The sequence below is a fragment of the Cedecea sp. P7760 genome, from assembly GCF_013386425.1.
GTDB lineage: Bacteria > Pseudomonadota > Gammaproteobacteria > Enterobacterales > Enterobacteriaceae > Cedecea > Cedecea selenatireducens.
In genome coordinates, this window is the sequence record NZ_JACARU010000026.1 from 45,678 (window position 1) to 66,797 (window position 21,120).

The following is a 21,120-nucleotide window of genomic DNA, read 5'->3' on the forward strand; positions in this document are numbered from 1 at the left end:
GGGCTATCTGGCTTAGTGCAGTTCTACGGCGTAGTCGTCTACCGGGGTGATTTTCTTGATCAGCTTGTTATCAAACAGGAACTGTTCGTAAGCCTGGTAGCGTGCACGATCGAGTTTTGCCGGGTCAGCGGCAAACAGCGGCAGGCTTGCCTGCCAGGCCTGCTTGTTCAGCTCGGTATTCAGCTCCGCGTGGGCTTTAGCAAATGCCTGCCAGGTTTCCTGCGGATGTGCCTGCAGGTACTCGTTGCCTTTTTTCAGCGCGGCGAGGAATTTTTTGATTTTAGGCTCGTTGGCCGCGTTGCGGTTCGCCACGAAAATCAGCTCATCGTAGGCCGGGACGCCGTAGTCCTCGACGTTAAACACCGTCGGCGTTTTACCCTGAAGTTTAAGCTCCAGCGCTTCGATATTGCGATAGCCGCCGATCACCGCATCCACCTGGCCCGCCAATAGAGCGCTGGTCAGCTGGAAGTTAACGTTTATCAGCTTCATTTCTTCCGGCCTGATGTGCTCATGCTCAACCATGGTGGCAAGCGTCGCCTGCTCAATACCGCTCACGGAATACCCTATTTTTTTGCCCTTGAGATCCGCCGGCGATTTGATGTTTTGATCCAGCGTCATCACCGTATTCAGCGGCGAGTTTATCAGCGTGCCCACGCGCACCAGCGGCAGGCCCTGGTCGGCAAAGAAATGCAGCTGCGGCTGGTAGGTGATGGCCAGGTCGGCCTGCCCGGCGGCGACCAGGCGTGGCGGCAGGGCAGGGTCGGACGGCGGGATAATCTTCACATCCAGTCCCTCAGCTTTAAAAGCGCCTATCTGTTCGGCGACCATGATCGGCGCGTGATCGGGATTGATGTACCAGTCGAGCACCAGCGTCAGCTTTTCGGCGGCGGAGGCCTGGGCGGCAAAGGCAGCGGTGAGCAGCAGGCCACAAATCGTTTTTTTCATTTTAATTGGTTCCTTAATTAAGACGGTTATTCAGTGTTTTCAGGCGACCAGGCGATCAACCGCCGCAGCAGGGCATCTACCGCCAGCCAAAGCAGAACGGTCATCAGGACTAAAATAAACAGCGCGGCAAAACAGACGTCGGTTTGCATACGGGCGTTGGCGTTGAGCATGACGTAGCCCAGCCCTTCGGCAGAGCCGACCCATTCGCCAATAATTGCCCCGATGGGGGCCACTGCGGCCGCCATGCGCAGGCCTGATCCAAAAGCAGGCAGCGCCGCCATCAGCCGCACGTGCCTCAGCTGTGCCCAGCGCGAAGCGCCCATGGTGCGGGCCAGATCCAGATAGTCGTTGTTCACCCGACGCAGCCCGTCAAAGAACGACGACACCACCGGGAAGAAGATAACCAGTACGGCCATCGCCACTTTGGCGCTCATGCCAAAGCCAAACCACAGCACCAGCAGCGGAGCCAGGGCGAAGACCGGGATTGCCTGACTGGTGAGCACCAGCGGCATTAGCCAGCGCTGCAGGCGGGGGGAAAACATCATGCCCAACGCCAGGCCTGCGCCGAACAGCACGCCGAGGATAAGGCCGCTGATAATCTCTGAGGCGGTGACCAGCGTGTGCCAGACGAGATAGTCGCGGCCATGCCATAACGCCAGCGCCACCGCCGAAGGTGAAGGCAAAAGAAAGGCGGGAATATTGCCGAGGGTGAGCAGATACCAGAGCAGCAGCAACCCGGCGAAGACGGTCAGCCCCCGGCACAGGCGAGTAGCATGACTTTCTGAGGGTGACCTCATTCTGCGGCCCTCATCAGCTGTTGCAGCAGGCTTGCCTGGCTTTTCAGCAGGTCCACATCGTCCGGCGCGCGAGGCGGTTGCCCGGCAATAATATGCGTATCATCGAGGCCCGCAGGCCAGCGGGACAGCACCAGCAGGCGGTGGCTGAGCCGACAGGCTTCCATAGGATCGTGGGTGATCAGCAGCACGGTGTTTTTTACCAGCAGCTCCGCCGCCAGATCCTGAATCGCCGTTCGGGTAATGGCGTCCAGCGCCGAAAACGGCTCGTCCATCAGCACTATCGGCCGCCGTTCGTAGAGCGTTCTGGCGATAGCTGCGCGCTGCCTCATACCACCAGACAGCGCGGCGGGCAAAGCTTTGGCATAGCCCGCCAGCCCAACCTGCTCAAGCAAATGCGTCGTCCACTGGCGATCAACAGTCTCGCCACGCAGGCGCGAACCCAGGGCCACGTTCTGCTCGATGTTCAGCCACGGATAAAGCAAATCTTTCTGCCCCATCCAGGCTATGCGCCCGGCAACGGGCTGGCCGTCGCTGCAGGTCACGCTTCCGGCACTGGCCTGCGCCAGCCCGGCGATAATCTTCAGCAGGCTGGTTTTACCGGCCCCGCTCGCGCCCAGCAGGGCAACGAAGCTCCCGCCAGGAATATCAAAATTCAGCCCTTCAAAAATGGTCTGGCTGCCAAACCGCAGGCTGAGATCGCGAACCTGAATGCCCGGCGAGACATGGCTTTCGGTCATGAGGCGTTCAGCCCCATTTGCCAGAAGGCGGATTCAAGCTGCGTTGCGGTGGTGAAAATTTGCGAAAGCTCGGCGAAGCGGCTCTCTGCCCCACGCTGACGCCCTACGTTTTCAAGTAGCTGAACAGCGGCCTGCACCCCGGCCAGGTAACCCTCATCGCCATAGTTACGGATCCAGGTGGCGTAGGGGTTGCCCTCCATTACCGTATCGGGGCTGTGCAGCAGGCCAAGTCCGATTTCGGCATAGCCAGCCACGCAAGGCATCAGGGCGGCCAGCAGATCGAGCGCGTCACCTGAATGGCCGATATCCAGCACGTAGCGGGTGTAATTCATTGTTTCCGGTGCTTCCGCCTGGGCGGCCATCTGCTCCTCGTCTAAACCCCAGCTTGCACACCAGGCCACATGGAGCGGCAGTTCAGAGACTATTGCATTCAGAGAGGCGGTCGCGGCGCGCATTTCGGGCAGCGTGCGGAGCTTGCTCACCAGCAGGGCATAGGCACGGGCAAAGTGGATCAGGAAAAGGTAATCCTGGGTCAGATAGCGCTGAAATGCTGCTTTGGGCAATGTTCCGACGGCAAGCTGCTGCAGAAAAGGATGATCGACATAATCCTGCCAGTGGCGACCGGCCTGCTGACGCAGCCGTCCGTAAAGACCGTTTTCGAAAAGTGGGGTGTACATGGGACCTCCTGTGTAAGTGGAGATCCGGGCGCGCAGAGGTATGAACAGGCAATAACACAGGCGAAATTGCCGACCGTCCCTTCGCTGGCATGACCCAGATCAGGTTCAAAGGGTTCGGCTTACGCCATCTCAGCCCATACAGGACACCCCTCGGAGGTGCCTGTTATACGACATTTACTTTTTGATTACAATCGTCAGGCGCTGTGCCTGGCCCCGATCAAACCGGTGATTCGTTTAGTGCGGTATCTCAATATTTTGCTGGCGTTTGGGGCGAAACTTTTGTCACTGTAGGCCGATTACCCCGAGTCTAAGGACGATATCCGATGAAAAAGATTGGCTTTCTCTCGTTTGGCCACTGGTCGCCCTCTGCCCAGTCTGGCACCCGCTCTGCGGCAGACACGCTGCTGCAATCTATCGACCTTGCCGTTGCCGCAGAAGAGCTTGGCGCGGACGGGGCTTACTTCCGTGTGCATCACTTCGCTCGCCAGCTAGGCTCGCCATTTCCGCTGCTGGCAGCCATTGGGGCAAAAACTAAACGTATTGAAATCGGCACTGGCGTTATCGATATGCGTTATGAGAATCCGCTTTATATGGTGGAGGATGCCGGTGCTGCCGACCTGATTTCCGGCGGACGTCTGCAGCTTGGGATAAGCCGCGGCTCTCCTGAGCAGGTGATCGACGGCTGGCGCTACTTTGGCTATGTGCCTGGAGAAGGGGAAACCGAGGCCGATATGGCTCGCCGCCATACCGAGGTGTTCCTCGAAGCGCTGAAAGGCGAAGGCTTTGCCGAGCCGAACCCGCAGCCGATGTTCCCCAATCCTCCGGGGCTGTTGCGCCTTGAGCCGTTTTCTGCCGGACTGCGCGAGCGAATCTGGTGGGGAGCAAGCTCCAACGCGACCGCTGTGTGGGCCGCGCAGTCAGGGATGAACCTGCAAAGCTCGACGCTGAAAACTGATGAAACCGGCGAGCCGTTCCATATCCAGCAGGCGAAGCAAATCCGCGCCTATCGTGCCGCCTGGAAAGAGGCTGGCCATGCGCGTGAGCCGCGCGTCTCCGTCAGCCGCAGCATTTTCGCGTTAATGGATCAGCGCGACCGCAACTACTTTGGCGGCAGCGGCAAAGAAGGCGACCAGGTGGGCTACATCGACCCACAAACCCGGGCTATTTTTGGCCGCAGCTACGCCGCCGAACCGGAACTGCTCATTAAGCAACTGGCGCAGGATGAAGCGATTGCCGAAGCCGATACGCTGCTGTTAACCGTGCCAAACCAGCTGGGCGTGGACTATAACGTGCACGTAATCGAATCTATTCTGAAGCACATCGCGCCGGAACTGGGCTGGCGGTGAACCCAACAGGGAAAAGGTGATGCCATGAACACGGAGTTTTACTGGATTAATGCGCCGGAAGTCTGGCGTGAAAATGACGGCACGCTGTCGGTCGTCACCGACGAACAAACCGACTTCTGGCGCAAAACATGGTACGGCTTTGAGCGCTTCTCCGGCCATTTTTATGGCTGCGACGTAAGCGGGGACTTTACCTTCCAGGTGAAGGTTATCGCTGATTTCAGTGCGCTCTACGACCAGGCCGGGATCATGCTAATGGTGGACGAATACCACTGGTTAAAAGCAGGCATTGAGTTCAACGACGGCGCCCCGGCCATCGGCAGCGTGCTGACGCTCGGGCATTCCGACTGGGCCACCGGCGTGTTCCCCGGTAACGCGAATCTGTTCTGGATGCGCCTGACCAGAAAGGGCGACAGCCTGCGGCTGCAATATTCCGCCGACGGCAAAACCTGGCCGCTGCTGAGGCTGGCGCATTTCCCTGTCGCCAATAAGTGCCGGGTAGGCGTGATGTGCTGCACGCCACAGCGCGGCGGCCTGGCGGTGAACTTCGAAGATATTGTGCTGAGCGACGCGCTGAATAAAGACCTGCATGATTTAAGCTGACGCCTGTATGTTTCCAGGCCTGCCGTGGGAGACCCAGCAGGCTTTTCTATTTTGGAAAAACAAAAGGCAGGCCTACTATTTTTGGTAGGTTATGATTTTTATTTAGCGGCATTGAATCGTATTAGAAGAGGTTATTATATACGGCGCATTACCGTACTGAATAAGCCAGATAACTGGCGTTTACATATAAACATTATAAAGGGATAGCGTTGTGTTGAAGAGACTGGTCACGGGGCAACTCAGTTTGCCGATGACGTTTTGGGGATGGGGTTTTTGCGGGGGATTTCTTCTTGGGCTCGTAGGTATCGTCGGGATACATGCCAACCTCCCTGCTCTGGTGCCGCTGAGCTATCTGCTTAAAATAGTGCTGTTTAGCGCGGTATTATCCGGTGTGACATGCATTCTTCGCAGAAAAATCACCGTATTTGGCGTGCTCGCATTTCTGGTTGTCCTCGTGCAGGTCGTCATGGGCGTCGTGATGGCCGTTGGGCTTTCTTCTTTGTTGTTTAACTAATCAGCACGGGCGATGAGTTTAACTTGGTGTCCTATAAATAGGTTTGATAACAAAAATAGGTGTTTTTTAATTAAAAGATAATAAATCGGTGAGTCTCAGTATGAATATGTGCAAGCATTCTGAAGTCCTTGAGTGCCTACATAGTAAATTGATATAAGTTAAAAATTCATGGTTATTTATCGATTCTTGCTAAGGTCATGGGTTAATTGACTACGGAAGATACTTGGGGATGAATATGGGACGTAGATCGGGATTTGAAGGCTTAATTCGAGCAACGGCTAGAGCAGCAGCGGCGGCGGAACGTGAACGGAAAAGATCAGAAAGGCATTATGTTGCAGAAATTCGGCGTTTAGATCGCGAAACCAAAAGAGCTAACACTCTAAGGATGCGTGATCAAAAAGAGGCTGAAAAAGCCGCTAAAGCAATGTACTTAGAAGCAAGACAGGATGAGGTTTTGGATCTCAATTCTGAGCTTAAAGAAGCTATTACCTCACTTTCAAACATACTCGAACACACTCTTGAATTTGATGATTCGATAGATTTCAAAACATTGAAGAAAATACCGAAGTTTGAAGATTTTAGAACACCTGAGCATTTGTTACCTGAAGCTGAACCCGAACTGATAGTTGTAAAGACCCCTGCCGCCTGGAAAATGATCTTTCCTTGGGTAAAGAATAAATATCTACGCGGAATACAGGATGCTGAAGTTTGTTATACAAGAAGAAAAGAAGAATATTCACAGAGGGCTGCAGAAAAACATCTTGAATTAGATTCGTTACTTTCAGACTATGAGCAGTGTAAGGCAGCCTATCTTGAAGAAATAAATACACAGCATGAAGAAGTGGATCAATTTGAGCAAGATTATTTAAGCTGTGTCCCTGATAGCGTGCTGACCTATTGTGAAATGGTTTTGACTCGTTCTGAATACCCTGAAACGGGCTTTCCTCAGTCCTTTAGATTGGCGTATTTGTCTGAAAGTAAAGAGTTGGTGGTTGAATATGTTTTGCCAGAAATATCCATTGTACCTCAGCAACTTGAGTATAAATATGTAAAAACAAGAGATGCTATTGATTCAAAAGCACGGAAAATTGGTGAGATAAAGTCACTCTATCAAAATATAATTGCGGCGGTCACACTTCGGACATTGCACGAATTATTTGAGGCAGACAAGGCCTCAGCTTTGAATTCCATTCTTTTTAATGGGGTCATCGATACCATAGATCCTAGTAGTGGACATGATATTAACGTTACTTTAGTTTCAACACGAGCTCACAAAGACGATTTTATGCAAATCAAACTTGACCGGGTTGAAAAAAGTGCATGCCTCAAAAGTCTGGGTGCTCATGTTTCTGTACGGCCTGATGAGCTTCAGGCAGTTAAGCCGATTCTTGAATTTGACATGGTCGATAAACGTTTCATTGATCAAGGGGATGCTTTATCAGGGCTTGAGGCACGCCCAAATTTAATGGAACTTTCTCCATCCGAATTCGAAGTTTTGGTATCAAATCTGTTCACGCAAATGGGGTTAGATACGAAACTTACTCGAGGTACTAAAGACGGCGGTGTTGACGCAGTTGCATTTGATACGCGTCCAATCTTGGGGGGGAAGGTAGTTATTCAGGCAAAAAGATATAAAGATACTGTTGGTGTCAGTGCGGTCAGAGATTTGTACGGCACAATGATGAACGAGGGAGCGAATAAAGGGATACTGGTCTGTACCAGCCAATACGGTAAAGATGCTTATCGATTTTGTGAAGATAAACCAATAGAGCTCATCGATGGTGGTGGGCTTCTTTATCTATTAAAAGAGCATGCGGGCGTTTTTGCTCGCATTAATCGCAATTATTAATCTCAATCAGTACGCCTCAGTTGTTAGCTGATGGTGCTAAACAGTCGCGGGCTAGAAAGTCCGCTTCTTCTGCTGTTTATTCTTAAAGCATTTAGCTTGATCAATGGTTTTAATTTGAACTGAGGTAGATGCCGTCAGATCTTACAATCATTAAACACATCGCCCAGGTACAGCGAGTATTGCGAAAAAAAGTTGAAGCTGCCTAAGCCATAACCCGTGGCTGTAGCTGATAAATCCAGGCGGTCACCGTCCTGCCATCAAGCGTGGTGACATCAATCTCTACACGATCGTAACCGGCCTCGAACTCATCCAGCATCGGCCAGTGTTCGTGCAGGTTGGGAGATATAAACAGATAGCCGTGCACCTCCGGGCCGTTCTTGTCCAGCAAGATGCCGGGAAAATCGGCGGCGGCTCCCCAACCTTTTTCATAAAAAGTCCCGTTCACGTAGCCAGGCCGCCACTCTCCGCCGATGTTCTCCATGATATGTGCATTAACATGGCCGGGCCGAAGCGTGCCGTAGACAAACAATGATTCCATTTTTCCTCCTCGTGCAGAGCAGCTAAATCAGGGGTGGGGAAGGGGATTTAACATACGGCGTAATTGGGCGGCTGGCAACGGGAAAGCGGGGTATTTAGAAAAGCAAAAAGCCCGCTTAGTTTCCTAAGCAGGCTTCTCAAATATGGCTCCTCTGACTGGACTCGAACCAGTGACATACGGATTAACAGTCCGCCGTTCTACCGACTGAACTACAGAGGAATCGTTTGAACGGGGCGAATATTAGCTTTAGCCATAAAAACTGTCAACAGTAAAAGTAACGCATTAATTCATATGATTAAATTTAAGCCGCGTTGCTGATTTAATGCACCGTATTTCCGGCAATGCCGGGTGAGTTTTCGCGCTCAACCAGACGTTGTATTGGATCTTGCCCGTAGAACTGGCAAAAACGTTGGTAAAGTGAAGCGAAACGCGGCGTGAAAAGCTGCGGGGCGCTGAAAAAATATTCTGAAAGCACGGCAAAACATTCTGCCGGGTCGGTGGCGGCATAGGCGTCGATGCTGGCGGCATTTTCGCCAACCATGTCGATTTCATCCTGAATGCTGTCCATCGCGGCGTGGAGGTCATGTTCCCAGCCCGCAACGTCGCGCAAAGCAATCAGGGGAACGCCGCTGGCGCGGTCGCCGTTACGGCTGTCCAGTTTATGGGCAACTTCGTGAACAATCAGGTTAAACCCGGACGCGTCGAAGGAGTCCTGCACGTCGAGCCAGTTCAGGACGATGGGGCCCTGCTGCCAGCTTTGCCCGGACTGCACCACGCGCTGGCTGTGCACCAGGCCGAAGTCGTCCTGCCATTCGTCATCAACGATAAACGGCGCGGGGTAGAGCAGAACTTCGTGGAAACCGTCCAGCCACTCGATGCCCAGCTCAAGCACGGGCAGGCAAAACAGCAGCGCAATACGAGTGGACTTCAACTCATCCAGTTCAAAACCCTGCAGCGGCACCAGCCGTTTTTGCTGTAAAAACCTTTCCGCAAGGCTAACTAATTTCTGCTGCTCGGTTTCACTGAGGGATGCCAGAACGGGAATAGCTAACGCCTGTTCCCACGGCAAAGCGGGGTCAGGGCTTGAATCACTTGCTTTCCAGGGCCACTTAATCATGTTACTTGCTCGCAAAGTCATCGTTTGAACTGAAACGAAAGAACCCAGACTGTTAAAATGCCGCATAACCTGGCATGATGGCAACCATCAGAACGGAGAGATGCCGGAGCGGCTGAACGGACTAGTCTCGAAAACTAGAGTAGGGGCAACTCTACCGGGGGTTCAAATCCCCCTCTCTCCGCCAATTATTCAAGCACTAATCGCATTAAATTTCAGTGACCTATCTCTCGCTCCCGGAAGTCGGGTGCAACCATTCTGCATGACACAAAGCTTAACGAGCCCGTGATTTCCCCGTTGTTGAAATTCCGCGCCTCATTAAGTTCTATACTCTCCCGAGGATTTTATACAACGGGAAAAAAAGATGCTTAATACTTACGTTATCCTCGCCATCTCTATCTGCGCTGAAACGCTGGCCACAACCATGATGAAAGCCTCCGACGGGTTTAGCCGGCTGGTTCCCAGCGTGGTTGTCGTCGTGGGCTATGCGATTTCATTCTACGGTCTTTCCCAGGTGGTAAAGACCATGAATATTGGTATTGCCTATGCAATTTGGGCCGGAATGGGGATCTTCCTGGTTTCGGTGATGTCATTCCTGTTTTATAAGCAGAAACTCGATCTGCCGGCTATCGCAGGCATGCTGTTTATTGCCGTGGGCATCATCATTATTCAGCTTTTCTCAAAGTCTGTTACCCACTAACTGACGCGTTATTCCCCGGCCTTTCTGTCGTCACGCCATTTGAAGGAGAAGCGTTGATACCAGGGCTCGGGGACAGGGTGAACGATGCTGCGCAGCGCTCTGGCGTAATCCATCACCAGTCCCGGTGTCCAGGCCATGGAAATGGCTCGTTTGCGTACCTGAGCGGCTATCCAGAGTTCAGGCATGGCGAGCGTCCTGAGTATCGATAGCCCGCTTTTTGTGCGTTTTGAGAGCACGCCATCCAGCGACGCTTCCAGGGCGTAGGCAACGCTGCTGGAGCAATTGCGATAGGTCAGGTTATAGGTTTTCGTCAGCTTGTAGGCGCTCCAGAAACGCTGCAACGCTTTGCCGTTGTACTGGTGGAAGTAGATTTTGCGATCTGACTGGCACCACTCTGCCGCCTCGGTGGCATAGTCAGGCTGGAACGTCCCCGGCACGTCGTTATCGCGCGTGGCCTTCAGCGTGTTCAAAAACTCGGCCGGCGAGCGGTCGATGTCTTCTGCAGGATAAAGGCTGATGTAGAGGCCGGGCGGGACTTCAAGCGCGGCGTGGCCCGTCGATATAACCCCTTCTGAGTCCACTGCGGCGATATAGCGATTGATCACCGGGCGCGGAATGGTCGACGCGCTGGCGGTGCCTTCCGGGGTCCAGATGTGTACGGTTAGCGGCTCACGAAAATCAGCGTGCTCCGGCTCTGCGACCTTCGGCTTTGCGTCAGCCCCTTTTTTCACTTCAAAACCGATTCCAGCAGGCACCAGGAGATCGAAGACCGAGGTGCCTTCCCGCAGCCTCGCCACGCGAAGCGCAAGCCGGACGGTATGAATACCGCTGAAAATCATCAGCGTGCCCAGGAAGAACGAAACCGTGGCTTTATAATGGGTTGGCCACGGGCTGAACATAAAAAAGGCGAATATAATTTGCGCTAAACCGGTCGCCAGGGTGCTCTTCCAGTGAGGGAAACGCACAATCCACGCCGAGAAAATAACGAACAGGCCAATGACGAAATAGGCAAAACCAAAGACGATGGCCAGCAGTAAATTACTGTAGGACTGGTTGGATAATATAAGCAGCGAGACGAAACAAAAAATGCCGCCCTTAAAGTAGAGCACAGCTTTTTGCGCCCCGACGCCGCCGGAAGCAATACTGAGCGTCACCAGGCTTTCCAGCAGCAAAAGCAGGCCAAAAAAGCGCAGGGGGAAGTAGGTCACGCCGTCCAGACCATCGAGGAAAATAGCCAGCCCGAGCAGGCTCCACAGGCTGCCAAGCAGGATCAGGTATTTGACCCTGGAGCGCATAAAGTCGACGCCGAACAGTAACAACGCAATCTGAATCACAAGCCTGTCTCTCCTTAAAAAGTCATCACGTCCGTGTTTAGATTTAGATAGCCAGATCGTAATGGCTGGCCTGCCAGTTTCCGACAATAATGCGCTTGCCGCCGTTTGACATGGCAACGCCGCCGCTGTCAACCAGCGTTAGCCACTCATCGTCATTCGTCTTGATACGAAATATCAGGGGCTTGTGTTTGTTCTGAACGGGGGCGAGCCAGTGCTGCCTGAGTTTTTCCCGATCTGAAGGATGTACATAGCCCAGCACTCGCTCGACGGTGTCAAACACTGCCGGGTAACCCGCGCCCAGCAGTGACGAGAGATCGTTTTCCCAGCTGAATACGCCGGTTTCAGGCTCCAGTCGATAAAGTATGCCGTTACCCGCAAGCCTGCCGGTATCCGGGTTAAAACGGGTCGTCGAGCGCCTTAACACACGGACAAATACGATAAGCAAGGCGGTCGCCGAGAGGTAACTCAGTGCCAGCAGTAGCGATTCGGTAAAGCTAAGGCCGTGAAGAAAGAAAGGCCCTTGATGCTGGTCGGTAAAGTGGATGACGATGGCGCCCAACGCCAGCAGGCCGATGGAACCTCCACGATTGCCCCAGACCAGGGAAAGCATCATCGTCAGCACAATCGGCAGGCAAGAAAGGGCAAAATAGAGCGCGGCGGCCTCGGTTCTGAGCCAGGTTCCGCTGTAGTCGAAGATAAATACCGTTGCTGCACAAATCAGCAGCAACAGCGCCAGACCTGCCAGGCGGGTCGACCAGGCGAGAGCGGCCCGGGGACCTCGTTTATTCACGAAGCCCATGACGACGGTCGTCGCGAAGAAGATCCCGGTCACATCGGCAACGAACCCGTTCGAGATAGTCTTCGCCACTGGCTGGTCGGTGAAAAATGCATAACCCCCTCCGACGATAAGCGCATCGAACACGCTGACGACAAAGGTGGCGCAAATCCACAGCAGGATGACGTGCAGGTCGTCATTTGGCCGCGAGAAACGGCGCACCAGCCAGGCAATGAGAACGTTGGCGGGCATCGCCAGCAGCGAATAACCCAGCGTGGTTAAAAAAAGTGGAATACTCTGCCAGGCTTCGTCCAGCAGTACGCTTGCCAGCGCGAAGATAAGGATAAGCGCAGGATAGTCGCGCCAGCGGGCGGACAAAAAAGCCGCTACGGCGACGCCCGATGGGAACCAGACAATCGCTATGGCAGAGTTTGGGTCGTCAAATTTTAATGAGATAAGCCCGGACAGATAATAGACCAGCCCCCACAAAAGCAGGATAGCGGTTTGCTGCAGCCAGGAAGGGAAATACGTTTTCATTTCTCGTCCATTTTTGATTCAGGAAAGCGCGCAGCATTCTGCTGTCGGGCGTTATTTTACTTAAAGGCTAACAACCCTTTGCTGAAAAGACAAAGCAGGACCGTTTATGCCCCGTCAGACGGCATGGCGTGCATCGATTTTCTCTGGTGAGAAAATGCCCCTAAGGCTTGCCCCTGACGGTTGAATTTGCCCTTCATACTGATGATTCTCTTCAATAGCTTGTTCCGGGGGTTGTCCATGCGATCCGGCTTCTGCCACGATGCTTTGCTTATAAATATTGGGTTGTTCTTCCGTCCCGGGGCGTAAGCAGCGTGAAGCGGGAGAGGGAAGCAAAGCGATGCGCAGAGACTCCCTAAGTTCTCTTTGCACCCATTTCATGGCCTTATTTGGCATGGCTGAGACGGACATTTTACCCGCCAGAAGGTCGGGTTTCACGTTCCAGACCATCAATAAAATGTCCTTGCGGGTCCCCGCATCCGCCGAATGGAAGATTTTCGCGGACGTCAGGTGCGAGCTGGCCTCCGCCTCCCAGCTATAAACCAGTAAAGCAACAGGATCTCTTCTGTCATCCAGCGGCTTTCCAGCGGGTTTGAAAATGGCGATGACAATCAGTGCGGCCAGCATGCTAAGCAGTAAGCCACTGCACAACAATAGCAGGCGTTGGCTGTTTTTATTAAGCAAAAATAAGCGTGTTTTGAACCCGGACATCCCTACCAACCCCAGGGCTAAATCGGTCGTTTTCAATAAGAAAATGACCCTCATCTAACCCGTATTTAATAAGCTAAACAGCAAAAACCTTATGTAATAACTAGATTAATTTATTGTGAATAAAATGTTTTGAAAGCAGGGCGTTATTACTATTAATCCTCCACGATCATCCTCCTTAAGAGTAAATAATGGCTCAACGATAAGGAATAAACCCATATTTACACTGGTTATTTGCCGCTGCCCTTTCCGTTTTTGGGGTTAATGATTTAAATAATGATATTTTTAAGGATTAAATTCTGTTGGTTTGCTGTTGCGTCACATATGTTCGCTGGTTTTTTCCTGCAGACGCTACGCAGCGTTCAGGCATTCATCCACTGGCGCAGGTTGTCCAGCATCGCCATGCATTTGTGCAGCTGTTCTTCGGCCACAAACTCATCGGGTTTGTGCCCTTGATCCATGCTGCCGGGGCCACAAATCAGCGTGGCTATCCCGGCTTCATCAAAAAGCCCGCCCTCGGTGCCAAATGCCACCGTGCTGTACTCATCGCTGCCGCACCACTGCGCCAGCCAGCCGGCAAATTCGGACTGAGCGTCCGTCAGCAGGCCGGGATAGTGGCTCAGGGGAACAAACCGAATCGCGCCTGTCGGGGAAACGCGCTGCATGGCGGGTTCCAGCGTTTGCCGCGCATAGCGTTGAACGTCATCCACCACCGCGGCGGCATCAACCTCCGGCAGGTAGCGGATTTCAAAATCAAACTGGCACTCCTGGGGGACAATATTTAATGCGCTGCCGCCACGGATCGTTCCCACCTGCAGGGTGCTGAACGGAGGATCAAAGCGGACATCCGTCGTTTGCGTTAACGCCTCGCGAGCCTCGCCCAGCTTGCCGATGAGCCGGGCAGCATATTCAATGGCGTTCACGCCCTGCGGCGCATAGGCGGAATGACAGGCGTGGCCGTGCACTTCGCAGCGCAGGGCTATTTTGCCTTTATGCCCGTAAACCGGGCGCATTTCGGTCGGCTCGCCCACGATGCAAAGCGCGGGTTTTTCTTTTGAGGCGCGCAGATGCTCCACCAGGCTGCGCACGCCGAGGCAACCAACTTCTTCGTCATAGGAGAAGGCCAGGTGCAGCGGCATTCTCAGCGGTTGTGCGAGAAACGCCGGCACGGAGGCCAGCACGCAGGCGATAAAGCTCTTCATGTCCGCCGCGCCGCGCCCGTAGTAGCGGCCATCCCGGTAGGTCATGTCGAAAGGGGGAACGCTCCACGGCTGCCCGTCTACCGGCACCACGTCCGTATGCCCGGACAGCATTACGCCGCCGCCACCTGAGGGGCCAAGTACCGCATAAAGATTGGCCTTGCGTCCGTCCTCGCTGTGAAACAGCTCTGCGTCGATGCCCCACCCGGCAAGGTAATCGCGAATATCCTTGATCAACGCCAGGTTCGACTCGCGGCTGGTGGTGTCCCGCGACAGCAGCTTTTGCAATAAGGGAAGCAGCCGTTTATTCATCGCCGGGTACGCCATAGCTGGGGGCTTCTCGCGGGTCGAGTGCGCGGATCAGGTAATCCTGCATTTGTGGTTTATAGGCCAGCCAGAGCGAATGCAGTTCGGCTATCGGGCTCTTGTCCGCCCAGTCCACGCGCAGGTCGATAACCGGCCAGGCGACGGTATCCACGACTTTTAACGCCGCAGAATGCACCGGCCCGGCTTCGCCGCCTTTTTCCAGCGCCGCCTCAAGCGCGGCAATCAGCCGGTCTGCCAGCGTGCCGCTGCTTTTTTCGAAGCGCTCGATCATGGCGTTAATCACCGTTTTATCGGCCAGCATATTGCCTGCCGCCACGCAGTTATCCCCCTCCACGGCGTGATAAATACCCAATGATTTCTCGCCGCTGTGACAGGCGGTTTTGCCGTTGCTGTCGATGACTGTCACCTGCCGGTAGTCGCCGTGCAGATGCTCGCTGACGACCCGCTTTATAGCCTCCTGCGGCGCAACACCTTCGCCCAGCTTCGACAGCACCATCGGCCCCAGCGCGGGCAGCGTTATATTCTGGCTCGACACCGCCCCGACGCCCGGTACCAGCCACGGGCAGCGTGCGCCAACCGCGATGCTGGATGAGCTAATGGCGATGCCAAGCTGGCCGGTTTCCTGGCAGCGTGCGGCGATAGAAAATGTCATTTTTTCCCCTCGGCATCGTCAGGGATCACCGCAATGACATCGATTTCCATCAGCCACTGCGGCTGGCCGAGGGCAGAAACCACGAGGCCGGTGGAGATTGGAAATACGCCTTTCAGCCATTTGCCCACTTCCTGATACACCGGCTCACGGTAGCGCGGGTCGATAATATAGGTGGTGGTTTTGACGATGTGGGAGAGGTCGCTCCCGGCTTCCTCCAGCAGTTGCTTAACGTTCTTCATCGCCTGTTCGGCCTGCGCCTGCGGGTCGCCCAGCCCAATCAGCTTCCCTTCAAAATCCGTTCCGACCTGGCCGCGAACATAGACGGTGTTACCGGCGCGCACCGCCTGGCAGAGGTCGTTGTTCAGCGACTGGTTAGGGTAGGTTTCTTTGGTGTTAAACATGCGAATACGAGTATGTGTCGGCATCGGTCAATTCCTTGTTGGCAAGAGGTTAGCGCTGGGAAGCGTCGGAATAGCGGCTGTAATTGCGCTGGGTTTCAATGTGGTCGGCAATGTATTTCGCGTCATGCCACACGCCCCAGATAAACGTTGATCCCCGGCGGGACAGCCACGGCAGCCCCAGGAAATAGACGCCAGCCTCGCTGGAAACGCCGCGCTGGTGACGGGGTTTGCCCTGGGCATCAAAAGCGTCCACCTGCAGCCAGCCGTAATCCGGCGCATAGCCGGTCGCCCAGATAATCGAGGTGATCCCCGTCTCGGCAAGGTTCAGCTCAAGCGTGGGCTGGGTGACGCAAAGCGGATCGGCCGGGAAGATGCGGGCCTGCGGCTCCTCGGGCAGATCAAGGCCGTTGCGGGCAATCCAGGCATCGGCGGCGTCCAGCAGGGCAAGGTAGCTTTCATCGCCCTGGCGGATATTGTGCGCGAGGTTGTCTTCAAAAAAGACCTTCCCATCTGCAAAGCGTTGAGTCAGGCCGACGAGGTGAATGCCCTGATGCGCCAGGGCGCGAAAATCAACAGTGTGGCCGCCGCGAGCGCCGCTCACCGCAATGGTGACGTGCTCTTTGCCGGGCTGATTGGCCGCCGCATCCCACAGCCCCAGCACGCCCAGCCACCAGCAAAAATCACGATTGCGGTAAGCGCGAGGCGGGCGGTCGTGCGCGCCGACGGAGAGATAAACCTGCTTGCCCGAACGCTGGATCTCGTCGGCAATTTGTACCCCTGATGAGCCCGCGCCCACCACCAATACGGCTCCGGCAGGCAGCTGCGCCGGTTTTTTGTAGGCAGCGGAATGTATCTGGTAGAGCCTGCCATCTTCCGGAGCAATGGCCGGTACGACCGGGCGCTGGAAAGGCCCCGTTGCGGCGACGATATGCTTCGCTTCTACAATGCCGTCGCTGGTTTCCACGGTGAAACCCGGCCTGCCGTGATTGCGCGTCACGCTTTTTACCTCTACGCCCGTTTTTACCGGAGCCTCAAACTTGCGGGCGTAATCTTCAAAGTAGTTAGCTACCTCGTCTTTAGGGATAAAGCTGTCCCGATCGGCCTGGCTGAATTCCAGCCCAGGGAAACGGTCATGCCAGGCCGGGCCGTTCGCCACCAGCGAATCCCAGCGCCCGCTGCGCCAGGCTTCGGCAATGCGGTTTTTCTCCAGCACCAGATGCGGAATACCGAGGCGTGTCAGGTGCTCGCTCATGGCGATCCCGGCCTGGCCGGCGCCAATCACTAGAGTGTCTGTTTGTGTTTTTATTACGGTCATGTCTGTTTCCTTGGGGCCGGGAAATAAGATTCAGCGCAGCTTCGCTATGGCACAAGGTTATTGAGCGGCAGACATTCCGTAAAATATTATAAATCTAGGGATAAGGCATAAATAAATTAGCCTCAATCTACAGGCTATGAATTTCCTGTATTTTAAGGCTACGCTTCACGCCTTTTTTACTCTTCAATCACGCCCTCCGGCATCAGTTCAAAAGTACGGCAATAATCCATAAATAAACGCGTCGGGCGCGTCGGTTCGTTATGGCGTAAATAAGCCATCACCAGCGTTGAGGCGGCCATATCATCGACTATTTCCACCTGCGTAACGCGCTGGCCGTCATAGGTCACGTCGGTGCAGGGGCGGGTGACCAGCACCGAGAACCCCATTCCCTGGCCGACCATGCAGCGCACCATTTCTATCGACGGCGAACTGTAGGCCACCTCAGGGTGCAGGCCTTTGTCGGTGAAAATATTCATGAAGTAGCTTTTGCTGGGGATGACGTCCAGCAGGATCATCGGTTCACGGCTGAGTTCTTTCAGCGTCACGGACGTTTTCTTCGCCAGTGGATGAGCCGCAGGCAGCAGGGCATAAGGCTTCTGCGGGGCGTTCAACTTTTCGGTATGCAGCGTGCTTTCCAGCTCGAGGTTGTACATAAACGCCAGGTCAAAGCGCCCGCGATGCAGCCCGTGGGTCAGCTCATTCTGTTCGCCGTCGTACAGCCGGATGGTTATTTCAGGGTAAATCTTGCGAAACCCGGCGATAAGCCTCGGCAGATAAAGCGGGGCTGCGGATTCGAAGCAGCCGATGGCGATGGTGCCGGACACAAGGTCGTTATCCGCCTTGGCATTTTGCTCAAACTGGTATGAAAGCCGCAGCAGCTCGCGGGCTTTTTCATAAAACCGCAGCCCGCCGGGCGTCAGCGAAACGCCCTGCGCGTGGTGACGAATAAAAAACTGCTGCTCAAAGGTGTCCTCGAGGTTTTTGATGGCAATGGAAACCGATGGCTGGGCGATATGCAGCTGCCTTGAGGCTTCGGCGATGCTCTGCGCTTCAACGACGGTGACAAAGTACTTGAGCTGCTTGAGCGTGAAATGTGTCATGGTGCTAACCCCGGTTTTTTATTGGCAGTGGACCTTGCAAGATAGTTTCAGGCTATCCAGTTATTTCTGTTAGTAGCAAAGCCTGTGCCAGATGCCGCCGTGGTAGGCGTTAACGGTAAAAATGATGCTCAGAAAAAATATTTTCATTTTTATTGGTCACGAATAATCCCCAAAAAGTGGCAATAAAAAAATAAGCTGCACTTTTTTGGTGCGGATAAATATTTTATATCGCTATTATCTGTCTGAAATATGTCTCTATTCGCTTTCCTGTTGGGAATTAAAGTATTGCGCTGCGCTGGTGCAAAAAAATAGCCATTGCCTTAAAACAATTTTTTATAGAGGTAAGGCATATTTTTCGTCCTTTATCCCCGTGCCTTTCTCCTGCAGCATGGCTCAATCGCAAACGCTCACCGAATGATTATCGTCCTGGCGAATATATTGCAAGGCAGTAGCCAGGGCGAAACCATAAGCTGTGAAAAGCGCCTCCGTTACGGAGCCAATAAAAAATGTTTTATCACCTGCACTGGAGTCATCGCATGTTTACATCTTCACATAGCAAGGCGTTATTCACCTGCATGGCGGCGGCGCTGCCTTTACTGCTCAGCGGCGGGGCTCAGGCCGCCGTGATGACCCCCGGCCAGCTTACGGTGGGGAGCGACATCACCTTCCCGCCTTACGAATATCTCGACGGCAAAACGCCCGCAGGTTTTGATATTGAATTTATCAACGGCGTTGCCGGGGCGATGAAGCTCAAACCTGATTATGTGGATACCCGCTTTACCAGCCTGATCCCCGGCCTGCAGGCGAAGCGCTTCGAGCTGATTGCCTCCGCGCTGTTTATCACCCCCGAGCGCCAGAAGGTTATCGACATGGTGCCGTACCTGAAAACCGGCGAGTCGCTGCTGACCCTCAGCAACGCCAGCTTTAAGCCAACCAAACCGGAAGAGCTTTGCGGGCATAAAGTCGGGTCGATGCAGGGGACTTACTGGCTGGAAAAACTGCACACGCTGTCGGCCGACTACTGCGTCAAGCAGGGGCTGAAGCCGATTGCGGTGAGCGAGTTTTCAACCGACCCGCAAACCACCCAGGCATTGCTTTCCCACGCGGTAGAAGTACAGATGACCGATGCCGCCGTGGCAAGTCAGGTGGTGGATAAAATGAAAGGGCGGCTGGCGGTGACCTCGACGGAACTGCTGTACCCGGTGCTGGTGGGCCTGGGGGTGAGCAAAACCAACCCTGAGCTGAAAAAAGAGCTGAACGACGGGATTGCGGCCTTTAAGGCCAGCGGCAAGTACTCGGCCTTAGTGAAAAAGTATCACCTGGCGGAGCCGTCCGAAGCCGAAATTCAGGCCAGCAGTTTGTAATCACCATCGCCGGGGAGTGCGGATATGTCTTTTGACTGGAACTATTTATTCAGCCTGTTCAGCAACGCTGATTTTTGGCAGGCGACCTGGACCGTGATTAAGCTGAGCCTGCTGAGCTGGATAATCAGTATTGGGTTTGGCTTTCTTCTGGCTCTGGGCAAACAGGCCGCCTCTCCCTGGCTCTCTTTACCGGCGCGGGCCTATATCTGGCTGTTCCGCAGCCTGCCGCTGCTGGTGCTGCTTATCTTTGTTTATAACCTGCCCCAGGCGCTGCCGGGCAGCTCGGCCCTGCTGAGCGACCCTTTCTGGGCGGGGCTCATAGCGCTGGTTTTGAGCGAAACGGCCTATATTGCGGAGATCCACCGCGGCGGCCTGTTGGCCATTCCTCGTGGTCAGCGTGAGGCCGCCCGCGCCCTGGGGCTGCGCTACGCAGGCATTCAGTGGCTGGTTATCGTGCCGCAGGCGCTGCGGGTGGCGCTGCCGTCGCTGGCCAACGAATACATCTCCATCGTGAAATTAAGCTCGCTGGTTTCGGTGATTTCGCTGACCGAGATCCTGATGGTCGGGCAGCGGCTTTATTCGCAAAACTTCCTGGTGATGGAAACCATGGCGGCGGTGGCTTTCTATTATGTGTTTATCGTGACGGTCTTTGACTTCTTGCTGAAGCTGCTGGAAAAACGGCTGGATGTCACCCAGCGCAAAACCGCCCGCCTGCCGGAAGCCGAACTGGAAGCGATGGCCGCGCAGGAAAGCGGGCTGGTATCACGCGCGCCGCTGGCGTCAGACGTTCCCGCGCTGCAGGCTCGTAAGTTACATAAAGCTTATAACAACGTGGAGGTGCTTGGCGCGGTTAACCTGGATATTAAGCCTGGGGAAGTGGTGTCGGTGATTGGCCCGTCCGGCTCCGGGAAAACGACGCTTATCCGCCTGCTGAATGGCCTGGAACAGCTGGATAACGGGGAGATCCTGATTAACGGGCAGCCGTTTATTCGCCTGGAAAAACAGGGGGCTCAGAAGCCTCAGTACGTGGAAAACGCCGCACACCGGCTGAACATCGGCATGGTGTTCCAGGGGTTTAACCTGTTCCCGCACTTAACGGTAATGAAAAACCTGATGCTGGCGCCGCACTACCATCGCCTGGCGACGGATGCAGAGCTAAAGCGTGAGGCCTGCGTATTGTTGCGCAAGGTCGGCATGCTGGAGCACGCTCACAAATACCCGCATCAGCTTTCCGGCGGGCAGCAGCAAAGGGTGGCTATCGCCCGGGCCCTGATGATGCGCCCGCAAATTATGCTGTTCGATGAGCCTACCTCAGCGCTCGACCCTGAAAAAGTGAATGAGGTGCTGCAGGTGATCGAGAACCTGGCGGGCGAGGGGATAACGATGGTGATCGTCACCCACGAAATGAACTTCGCGTTCAGCGTGTCGGACAGAATTGTGTTTATGGAAAAAGGACGAGTGGTTTGCGATGACTCCCCGCAGGCGCTGCGCAGCGGAGAGAATCCGCGTATTACCGAGTTCCTCAAAGACGTTAACCTGGCGCCAGCGGCGGCCTGAAAAATCGGGCTGCGGTAACATAAATCTGTCGCAGCCC

The 21,120-nt window shown here is 54.5% G+C and carries 21 protein-coding genes, 2 tRNA genes and 1 riboswitch; of the genes, 8 read left to right on the top strand and 15 right to left on the bottom strand.

Annotated features, from left to right (window positions below):
- Positions 1 to 12: 12 nt before the first annotated feature.
- The 4 genes from HX778_RS11565 to tenA are packed head-to-tail and all read right to left on the bottom strand — an operon-like array spanning position 13 to position 3,156.
- Positions 13 to 945 carry an ABC transporter substrate-binding protein gene (locus HX778_RS11565; protein WP_176982047.1) on the bottom strand — a complete coding sequence of 311 codons (933 nt, stop codon included), beginning with the start codon at positions 943 to 945 and terminating at the stop codon, positions 13 to 15.
- A gap of 26 nt (positions 946 to 971) precedes the next feature.
- Positions 972 to 1,742 carry an ABC transporter permease gene (locus HX778_RS11570; protein ID WP_176982048.1) on the bottom strand — a complete coding sequence of 257 codons (771 nt, stop codon included), beginning with the start codon at positions 1,740 to 1,742 and terminating at the stop codon, positions 972 to 974.
- The gene (locus HX778_RS11575) at positions 1,739 to 2,479 is read right to left on the bottom strand and encodes an ABC transporter ATP-binding protein (RefSeq protein ID WP_176982049.1); all 741 of its coding nucleotides are present in this window, start codon (positions 2,477 to 2,479) and stop codon (positions 1,739 to 1,741) included. Before HX778_RS11575 ends, HX778_RS11570 begins: the two co-directional genes overlap by 4 nt.
- Entirely contained in the window at positions 2,476 to 3,156 is a 681-nt protein-coding gene (tenA, locus tag HX778_RS11580; RefSeq protein WP_176982050.1) for a thiaminase II, read from the bottom strand. The genes HX778_RS11575 and tenA overlap by 4 nt, the downstream gene beginning before the upstream one ends.
- A gap of 59 nt (positions 3,157 to 3,215) precedes the next feature.
- Positions 3,216 to 3,317, bottom strand: a riboswitch (TPP riboswitch).
- A gap of 162 nt (positions 3,318 to 3,479) precedes the next feature.
- On the opposite strand from tenA, the gene HX778_RS11585 reads away from it, so the two are divergent.
- The 4 genes from HX778_RS11585 (at position 3,480) to HX778_RS11600 (ending at position 7,465) form a co-directional block, all read left to right on the top strand.
- Positions 3,480 to 4,502, top strand: a complete 1,023-nt coding sequence (locus tag HX778_RS11585) for an LLM class flavin-dependent oxidoreductase (RefSeq protein WP_176982051.1) — start codon at positions 3,480 to 3,482, stop codon at positions 4,500 to 4,502.
- A 24-nt stretch (positions 4,503 to 4,526) separates the two neighbouring features.
- Complete coding sequence (locus HX778_RS11590) at positions 4,527 to 5,102, top strand: DUF1349 domain-containing protein (protein ID WP_176982052.1); 576 nt, start codon at positions 4,527 to 4,529, stop codon at positions 5,100 to 5,102.
- A gap of 211 nt (positions 5,103 to 5,313) precedes the next feature.
- On the top strand, positions 5,314 to 5,616 hold the full coding sequence (locus HX778_RS11595; RefSeq protein WP_176982053.1) for a hypothetical protein: 303 nt from the start codon (positions 5,314 to 5,316) through the stop codon (positions 5,614 to 5,616).
- A gap of 229 nt (positions 5,617 to 5,845) precedes the next feature.
- Positions 5,846 to 7,465 (top strand): restriction endonuclease, encoded by a 1,620-nt coding sequence (locus HX778_RS11600; protein ID WP_255483381.1) that lies wholly within the window; start codon positions 5,846 to 5,848, stop codon positions 7,463 to 7,465.
- Between the two features lie 202 nt (positions 7,466 to 7,667).
- Here HX778_RS11600 and HX778_RS11605 read toward each other — a convergent pair whose 3' ends face one another.
- The 3 genes from HX778_RS11605 to mtfA form a co-directional block, all read right to left on the bottom strand.
- Positions 7,668 to 8,003 carry a gamma-glutamylcyclotransferase family protein gene (locus tag HX778_RS11605; RefSeq protein ID WP_176982054.1) on the bottom strand — a complete coding sequence of 112 codons (336 nt, stop codon included), beginning with the start codon at positions 8,001 to 8,003 and terminating at the stop codon, positions 7,668 to 7,670.
- Between the two features lie 143 nt (positions 8,004 to 8,146).
- Positions 8,147 to 8,222 (bottom strand) — tRNA-Asn (locus tag HX778_RS11610).
- Between the two features lie 100 nt (positions 8,223 to 8,322).
- Positions 8,323 to 9,120: a DgsA anti-repressor MtfA gene (gene mtfA, locus HX778_RS11615; RefSeq protein ID WP_038481526.1), complete on the bottom strand. Its 798-nt coding sequence runs from the start codon at positions 9,118 to 9,120 to the stop codon at positions 8,323 to 8,325.
- Between the two features lie 94 nt (positions 9,121 to 9,214).
- Between mtfA and HX778_RS11620 the strand changes: the two genes are divergently transcribed.
- Positions 9,215 to 9,304, top strand: a tRNA-Ser gene (locus HX778_RS11620).
- Positions 9,305 to 9,481: 177 nt separating this feature from the next.
- A complete protein-coding gene (locus HX778_RS11625) occupies positions 9,482 to 9,817 on the top strand; it encodes a multidrug efflux SMR transporter (protein WP_038481530.1) in 336 nt (111 codons plus the stop codon).
- Positions 9,818 to 9,825: 8 nt separating this feature from the next.
- On the opposite strand, the gene HX778_RS11630 is transcribed toward HX778_RS11625, so the two are convergent.
- From HX778_RS11630 to HX778_RS11665, 8 genes are all read right to left on the bottom strand, one after another.
- A complete protein-coding gene (locus tag HX778_RS11630) occupies positions 9,826 to 11,151 on the bottom strand; it encodes an HdeD family acid-resistance protein (protein ID WP_038481533.1) in 1,326 nt (441 codons plus the stop codon).
- A 43-nt stretch (positions 11,152 to 11,194) separates the two neighbouring features.
- On the bottom strand, positions 11,195 to 12,463 hold the full coding sequence (locus HX778_RS11635) for an MASE1 domain-containing protein (protein ID WP_176982055.1): 1,269 nt from the start codon (positions 12,461 to 12,463) through the stop codon (positions 11,195 to 11,197).
- 114 nt (positions 12,464 to 12,577) lie between these two features.
- Positions 12,578 to 13,207 (bottom strand): hypothetical protein, encoded by a 630-nt coding sequence (locus tag HX778_RS11640; protein ID WP_235212891.1) that lies wholly within the window; start codon positions 13,205 to 13,207, stop codon positions 12,578 to 12,580.
- Positions 13,208 to 13,530: 323 nt separating this feature from the next.
- A complete protein-coding gene (argE, locus tag HX778_RS11645; RefSeq protein WP_176982056.1) occupies positions 13,531 to 14,679 on the bottom strand; it encodes an acetylornithine deacetylase in 1,149 nt (382 codons plus the stop codon).
- Positions 14,672 to 15,346, bottom strand: coding sequence for a DUF1028 domain-containing protein (locus HX778_RS11650; protein ID WP_038481539.1), 675 nt, complete (start codon positions 15,344 to 15,346; stop codon positions 14,672 to 14,674). Before HX778_RS11650 ends, argE begins: the two co-directional genes overlap by 8 nt.
- Positions 15,343 to 15,771, bottom strand: a complete 429-nt coding sequence (locus HX778_RS11655) for a RidA family protein (RefSeq protein WP_038481542.1) — start codon at positions 15,769 to 15,771, stop codon at positions 15,343 to 15,345. Before HX778_RS11655 ends, HX778_RS11650 begins: the two co-directional genes overlap by 4 nt.
- A 25-nt stretch (positions 15,772 to 15,796) precedes the next feature.
- Positions 15,797 to 17,062 carry an NAD(P)/FAD-dependent oxidoreductase gene (locus HX778_RS11660; protein WP_176982057.1) on the bottom strand — a complete coding sequence of 422 codons (1,266 nt, stop codon included), beginning with the start codon at positions 17,060 to 17,062 and terminating at the stop codon, positions 15,797 to 15,799.
- 176 nt (positions 17,063 to 17,238) lie between these two features.
- Positions 17,239 to 18,162 (bottom strand): LysR substrate-binding domain-containing protein, encoded by a 924-nt coding sequence (locus tag HX778_RS11665; RefSeq protein ID WP_038481548.1) that lies wholly within the window; start codon positions 18,160 to 18,162, stop codon positions 17,239 to 17,241.
- Positions 18,163 to 18,698: 536 nt separating this feature from the next.
- On the opposite strand from HX778_RS11665, the gene HX778_RS11670 reads away from it, so the two are divergent.
- On the top strand, positions 18,699 to 19,526 hold the full coding sequence (locus HX778_RS11670; protein ID WP_081948205.1) for an ABC transporter substrate-binding protein: 828 nt from the start codon (positions 18,699 to 18,701) through the stop codon (positions 19,524 to 19,526).
- Positions 19,527 to 19,550: 24 nt separating this feature from the next.
- Entirely contained in the window at positions 19,551 to 21,083 is a 1,533-nt protein-coding gene (locus HX778_RS11675; RefSeq protein ID WP_176982058.1) for an amino acid ABC transporter permease/ATP-binding protein, read from the top strand.
- Positions 21,084 to 21,120: the final 37 nt, after the last annotated feature.